Consider the following 7,033-nt stretch of genomic DNA (forward strand, 5'->3'; position numbering starts at 1 on the left):
GCGCCCCCCCCGCCGCCACCCCCACCTCCACCGCCGCTGCCACCTCCTCCGCCCCCCCCCCCGCCGCCACCGCCCCCTCCCATGGAGGACGATGACGACGACGTTCTGGAACTCACCCAGATGCTCCAGGACGAGGGGCCGGACGAACCCGACGAGCCGGAGCCCGATCCCTGGCGCGACGAGCCGTCCTTCGGCTCGATGATGGACCCCGAGCCCGCATACCACGAGCCGGAGCCCGAACCGCCGCCCCCTCCGCCGCGGCCCGCCGCGCGGCGTCCGGCGCCGGCCTTCGACGATTTCGACGACGACGAGCCGCCGCCGCCGCGGCCGCGCATCCGGGCGTCGGACCTGGACGATGGGCTGATCTCGCGCCGGGTGGCCGAGGAGTCGTCGCACCATTTCACGCATCTGGCGCGCCAGCTCGGCGACGACCTGTCCATCGGCCCGATGCCCGTCGGCATCCGCACGGTGGAGGAAGTGGTCCGCGAGCTGTTGAGGCCGTTGCTGAAGGAATGGCTGGACGAGAATCTGCCGACCATCGTCGAACGGCTGGTGCAGCAGGAGATCGACCGGATGATCCGGCGGTCCCAGAAATTCTGAGCGGCGTCACGGCCGCCACGCATTCCGGCCACGCATTCCGTTTGAATTCGTAAGCGAAAGTTCCTGGTGATGTTGGAAAAGACGTATCGGCCCGCCGAGGTCGAGGAAAAGCACTACCGGCTGTGGGAAGAGTCGGGCGCCTTCGCGGCCAAGACCGAATCGAACGGAACGCCCTACACCATCATGATGCCGCCGCCGAACGTGACCGGCAGCCTGCACATGGGCCACGCGCTGACCTTCACCCTCCAGGACGTGCTGACCCGCTACAACCGGATGCGCGGGCGCGACGCCCTGTGGCAGCCGGGCACCGACCACGCCGGCATCGCGACCCAGATGGTCGTGGAACGGAACCTCGCCAAGGAAGGCAAGACGCGCCACGATTTCGGCCGCGACGCCTTCATCGACAAGGTGTGGGAATGGAAGGCCGAATCCGGCGGCACCATCACCCGCCAGCTCCGCCGCCTGGGCGCCTCGCCCGACTGGCCGCGCGAGCGTTTCACCATGGACGAGGGGCTGAGCCGCGCCGTCCGCAAGGTGTTCGTGGAGCTGCACCGGCAGGGCCTGATCTACAAGGACAAGCGGCTGGTCAACTGGGACCCGAAGCTGCACACCGCCATCTCCGACCTCGAGGTCGAGCAGAAGGAGATCAAGGGCAACCTCTGGCACTTCCGCTACCCGATCGAAGGCGAGGCTGACCGCTTCATCGTGGTCGCCACCACGCGCCCGGAAACCATGCTGGGCGACACCGGCGTCGCCGTCCATCCGGAGGACGAGCGCTACAAGGACCTGATCGGCAGGAACGTCGTCCTGCCGCTGGTCGGTCGCCTGATCCCCATCGTCGGCGACGAATACGCCGACCCGGAGACCGGCTCGGGGGCCGTGAAGATCACCCCGGCCCACGACTTCAACGACTTCGAGGTCGGGCGGCGCAACAACCTCGCGGCCATCAACATCATGGACCGCGACGCCCGCATCACCGGCGACGAGGTTCCTGAAGCCTACCGCGGCCTCGACCGCTACGAGGCGCGCAAGAAGGTCGTGGCGGAGCTGGAGGCGCTCGGACTTCTGGAGAAGATCGAGCCGCACACCCATATGGTCCCGCACGGCGACCGTTCCGGCGTCGCCATCGAGCCCTGGCTGACCGACCAGTGGTACGTGGACGCCGCCACGCTCGCCAAGCCGGCCATCGAGGCGGTGGAGACCGGCAAGACCGTGTTCGTGCCCAAGCAGTGGGAGAACACCTATTTCGAGTGGATGCGCAACATCCAGCCCTGGTGCATCAGCCGCCAGATCTGGTGGGGCCATCAGATTCCCGCCTGGTACGGCCCGGACGGCCAGTTCTTCGTCGAGGAGACCGAGGAGGCGGCCATCGCCGCGGCCAAGGCCCATTACGGCAAGGACGTTGAGCTGACCCGCGACCAGGACGTGCTGGACACCTGGTTCTCCTCCGCCCTGTGGCCCTTCTCCACGCTGGGCTGGCCGGACGAGACGCCGGAGCTGGCGCGCTACTACCCGACCGACGTCCTGGTGACGGGCTTCGACATCATCTTCTTCTGGGTCGCCCGGATGATGATGATGGGCCTGCATTTCATGAAGGACGTGCCTTTCCGGACGGTCTACATCCACGCCCTGGTCCGCGACGAGAAGGGCCAGAAGATGTCGAAGTCCAAGGGCAACGTCATCGACCCGCTGGACCTGATCGACCAGTACGGCACCGACGCCCTGCGCTTCACCCTGACCGCCATGGCCGCCCAGGGCCGCGACATCAAGCTGGCGGTCAGCCGCGTCGAGGGCTACCGCAACTTCGCGACGAAGCTGTGGAACGCCGCGCGCTACACCCAGATGAACGGGGTGGCCCCGGTCCCCGGCTTCAAGCCGGTCGGGCTGACCCAGACGGTGAACCGATGGATCGTCGGCGCCCTGGCGGAAGCGGCGAAGAAGGTCGGCGAGTCCATCGACTCCTACAAGTTCAACGAGGCCGCCAACACCGCCTACGCCTTCACCTGGGGCACCTTCTGCGACTGGTACCTGGAGTTCACCAAGCCGATCCTGAACGGCACGGACGAGGCCGCCATCGCGGAGACGCGGGCGACCACCGCCTGGGTGCTGGACGAGATCCTGCACATGCTCCACCCGCTGATGCCCTTCATCACCGAGGAGCTGTGGGAGCAGCTCTCCGCCGACCGGGCGAACCGCCTGATCTCCGCCCATTGGCCGGAGCATGGCGCGGAGCTGATCGACCCCGCCGCCCGCGACGAGATGGATTGGGTGGTGCGGACGATCTCCTCGGTCCGCTCCATGCGGTCTGAGATGAACGTGCCGCCGTCGGCCCAGATCGAGCTGAAGCTGAAGGACGCCGGTCCGGAGAGCCTGAAGCGGCTGGACACGCACCGCGACCTGATCCTGCGCATGGGCCGTCTGGCCAGCGCCGAGCCGCTGTCCGGCCCGGTGCCGAAGAGCGCCGTCCAGGCCGTGCTGGACGAGGCCACGCTGATCCTGCCGCTGGAAGGCATCGTGGACCTTGAGAAGGAGCGCGCGCGCCTGACCAAGGAAATCGAGAAGCTGTCCGGCGAGATCAAGAAGATCGACGCCAAGCTGTCGAACGAGCAGTTCGTCGCCAAGGCCCCTGAAGAGGTGATCGAGGAGCAGCGCGACCGCCGCGACACGGCGGAGCAGGCCCGCGACAAGCTCCAGAAGGCGCTGGAGATGCTGGCCGCCTGAATAAACCCGCGGACGGAAAAACGAGAAAGGGCAGGGGCTTCGCCTCCTGCCCTTTCTTTTTGCTTGAAGAACGCCTTACAGCTTGATGGAGGACACGAAGCGGTCGGCGTCGGCTTCGAGCTGCCGCAGCTCGTCCGCCAGTTGGGCGGCGGAGTAGATCATCTCGATGGCCGACTTGCCGGTCTCGGCGGCGGTGATCGCCATGGTGCTGACGCTCTCGGTCACCTCGTGGGTGTTGTCGTTGGCCCGGCCCACGGCGCCGACGATCTCCTCCGTCTGCTCAAGCTGGTCGCGCACCGCCGCGGACACATCCTCCGACAGGTGGGCGACCTCCTCCACCGTCGTCCGGATGGCGCGGATCGCCTCGACGACGGAGCCGGTGGCCTCCTGGATGGCGCCGACCTGACCGGCAATGTCCTCCGTCGCCTTGGCGGTCTGGTTGGCCAGAATTTTGACTTCCGACGCGACGACGGCGAAGCCCTTGCCGGCCTCCCCGGCGCGGGCGGCCTCGATGGTCGCGTTCAGGGCCAGCAGGTTCGTCTGGCCGGCGATGTCGTTGATCAGCCGGACGATCTCCCCGATCCGCTGCGAGCTGTCGGCCAGGGCGGCAACCGCCGAGTCGCTCTGCCGGGCGTGATCCACCGCGCGGCGGATGGCCGTGCTGGAGGTGGTCACGCGCCCCCCGATCTCTCCGATGGAGGCGGACAGGGTGCGCGACACGTCGTTGACGATGCCGACCACTTCGGAGGTCTGCTCCGCCTTCTCAGACGTGTCGAGCGCCTGCTCCTTCATCTTCTCCGCGGTGTCGCGGAGGATGTGCGCGCCGTTGCGGATCTGGTCGGCGGCGAGGCCGACGGTGTGCAGCACGCGCCCGAAGGCCGAATCGAAGTCGTTTGCGATGGCGCGGAGCGCGGTTTCCCGCTCCTCCTCCGCCCGGCGTTCGGCCCGCCGGGCCTCCTGCTCCAGCTCGTGCGTGCGCTGAAGGTTGTCCTTGAACACGCTGACGGCGCGGGCCATCGCCCCGATCTCATCGCGCCGCCCCGTCTCCGGTACTGTGGCCGTCCGGTCGCCGCCGGCCAGCCGCTCCATCACGCCTTCGATCAGGCGGAGCGGACGGGTGATGCTGCGGGCGACGAGCAGGCTGATCACCGCGGCACCGATCAGCAGGATCGAGCCGACCTGCAACACGTTGGCGATCACCTCGCCGCGCACCCGGTTCTGGGTTTCCACCGCGCTGGCCATGCCGGCGTTCGCCGTCTCCAGCAGGGCTTCGAAGCGCGGGACCATGGCCTGGAAGGCGTCGTTGAAGGTCTGCACCTCCGCGCGGAACGCCTTGGTGGCGTCCACGAAACGCCCGAGGTCGGTGCGGTAGGTGCGGGCGAGCTTCTCCAGCTTCGTCTGGGTCGCCCCGTCCAGGCCCGAATCGGCGAGGAAGAAGGTGAACTCGTTGAAGGCCTTCCGATGGCCCGACAGCAGCGACTCGTCGCTGTAGATGATGAAATCCTTCTCCATCTTCCGCATCGATTCCATGCGGCCGGTCAGCTTGTCGGCGTTCGGCCACTGCTTCAGATCGTCTTCGATGGCGCGGGCGGACGCGCGCAGGACGCCGCGCAGGCCGGTGTCGTCGGAAAGCCCCAACTCCTTCGCCCGCGCGACCACGGTGGAGAAACGCTCCTTCAGCGTGCCGATGCCCAGCGCCAGGCTGTCCAGCTCGTCCTTCGGCAGCCGTTCGGCGCCTCGCAGCCGGAGATCGTGCAGCAGGCGCGAAGCCTCCTCGGCGTTCTTCGCAAAGGCGGCGGCGGCGGCCTCGTCCCGGTCGGCCACGAAGCGCAGGGCCTGGAAGCGCAGGCGGCTGGCCCGGCGTTCAATGGCGGCGGTGTGCTCGTAGGCGTCACGGAACTGGTCCAGTTCCGACGTGGCTTCGAACATGCGCTGGGCGCCGACGGTGACCGTCCCGCCCAGCAGGCCCAAGGTGACCACGGACGCGGCGACCAGCAGCGCGATTCGCGTGCCGATGGAAATGTTCGACAGCATATGCGGAAAATCCTCGGTTGCGCCGAGGACCTTACCCGCCACCGGAGACGCCGCTGTTACGGTTTCATGGCGGATTCGTTACCCTGCAATCGTCCTCTGGGCAGCGGGGGTGAAGGTCCGGTATCCAGGGACCACCGGAAATGGAAGGGGGAGGTCGGCTGTTGTCCTTCGTGCTGTCGAAGCTGCTGTGGTTTCTGGTGTCGCCGGGCAATTTTCTCGTGCTGACCCTCGCCGCCGGAACGGTGATGCTGTTCACCCGCCGTCTGGCCCATTGGGGGAGGCGGCTGGTCGCGGTGGTGGCGGTGGGCTTCGTCGTCGTCATGGTCACGCCGGTCGCCTCCCTGGTCGCCCTGCCGCTGGAGGAGCGCTTTCCCCGCCCTGACCTGCCGGAACATGTGGACGGCATCATCATGCTGGGCGGAGCCGTGAACCCGCCGATCTCCCGCGACCGGGGCGAACCGTCGGTGAACGACGCGGCGGAGCGGATTCTGGGTTTCGCGGAGCTGGTCCGCCGCTACCCGCAGGCGAAGGCGGTCTTCACCGGCGGCTCGGGCCGGCTGGCCGGGCAGGAGGCGCTGGAGCTGCGGGAGGACATCGCCGTCCGCGGCGCGCTGCGGCAGGCCGGAATCGACCCGGAAAGCGTGACGTACGAGAACGAGTCCCGCAACACCTGGGAAAACGCCCTGTTCAGCCAGCGCCTCATCCAGCCGAAGCCGGGGGAGACCTGGATTCTGGTGACCTCGGCCATGCACATGCCGCGGTCGGTCGGCATCTTCCGGCGGGTCGGCTGGGAGGTGATTCCCTATCCGGTGGATTACCGCACGCGCTACGGTGGCCGGCCCTTCGTCCGGTTCGAATTCGACAAGCAGATCGACGCTTTGCAAGACCCCGTCCGCGAATGGATCGGCCTCGTCGCCTATCGCCTGATGGGGCGGACCGATTCGCTGTTTCCGGGTCCCGCCCATGACCGCAGCGCAGCACAGGCAGGCTCCTGACGGGCGCTGCGCGGTTGGCGCGGGGAGGTAACTCGGCTAGAGTGGCGCCACCAGATCTAGCGGGGTAGGTTCATGCGACGCGCGCATATGCTGAGGGGAGCGGTGGTGCTCGCAGGGGCGCTGGCGCTCGCCGCCTGTGCGTCCGCACCGCCCGCGCCGTCCACCTCCGGCCTGCCGCGCAGCGGCGTCTACAAGGTGGGCAAGCCCTATCAGGTCAACGGCGTCTGGTACTATCCCGCCGAGGATTACTCCTACAGCGAAACCGGGATCGCCTCCTGGTACGGTCCCGGATTCCACCAAAAGGTCACCGCCAACGGCGAGGTTTACGACCAGAATGAGCTGACCGCCGCGCACAAGACCTTGCCCATGCCAAGCCTCGTGCGCGTCACCAATCTCGACAATGGCCGGTCGCTGGTCGTTCGCATCAACGACCGCGGCCCCTACGCCAACGGGCGAATCATCGACATGTCGCGGCGCGGCGCGCAATTGCTGGGGTTCGAAGGCACGGGCACGGCCAAGGTGCGCGTGCAGATTCTGGCGGAGGAAAGCCGCGCCGTCGCCGCCGCGGCCCGCCAGGGCACGCCGGCCCCTATCCTGGCCGAACTGGAGGGTCCGGCGCCGAAGGCCGCCCCGCGCGGCTCGGTCGAGGTCAACGGCGCCGCCCAGGCCGCGCCCGCCGCGGT

4 protein-coding genes and 1 pseudogene are annotated in these 7,033 nt (G+C 68.1%); 4 read left to right on the forward strand and 1 reads right to left on the reverse strand.

The features are described 5' to 3' along the window. Positions 1-81: 81 nt before the first annotated feature. Together QSG27_RS26595 and QSG27_RS26600 are read left to right on the forward strand one after the other, a co-directional pair. Positions 82-600 carry a DUF2497 domain-containing protein gene (locus tag QSG27_RS26595; RefSeq protein ID WP_306711531.1) on the forward strand — a complete coding sequence of 173 codons (519 nt, stop codon included), beginning with the start codon at positions 82-84 and terminating at the stop codon, positions 598-600. A 69-nt stretch (positions 601-669) separates the two neighbouring features. Beyond that, a complete protein-coding gene (locus QSG27_RS26600; RefSeq protein ID WP_306711533.1) occupies positions 670-3,321 on the forward strand; it encodes a valine--tRNA ligase in 2,652 nt (883 codons plus the stop codon). A gap of 75 nt (positions 3,322-3,396) precedes the next feature. Here QSG27_RS26600 and QSG27_RS29340 read toward each other — a convergent pair. Next, positions 3,397-4,446: pseudogene (locus QSG27_RS29340) on the reverse strand (methyl-accepting chemotaxis protein); the annotation flags it as partial. Between the two features lie 1,079 nt (positions 4,447-5,525). Here QSG27_RS29340 and QSG27_RS26610 point away from each other — a divergent pair. Then, positions 5,526-6,350: a YdcF family protein gene (locus QSG27_RS26610; protein WP_306711539.1), complete on the forward strand. Its 825-nt coding sequence runs from the start codon at positions 5,526-5,528 to the stop codon at positions 6,348-6,350. Positions 6,351-6,422: 72 nt separating this feature from the next. After that, positions 6,423-7,033, forward strand: a 611-nt coding sequence (locus QSG27_RS26615; protein ID WP_306711537.1) for a septal ring lytic transglycosylase RlpA family protein, incomplete at its 3' end; no start/stop codon positions are given.

It is taken from the genome of Azospirillum isscasi (assembly GCF_030849505.1).
GTDB classification, from domain to species: Bacteria; Pseudomonadota; Alphaproteobacteria; order Azospirillales; family Azospirillaceae; genus Azospirillum; species Azospirillum isscasi.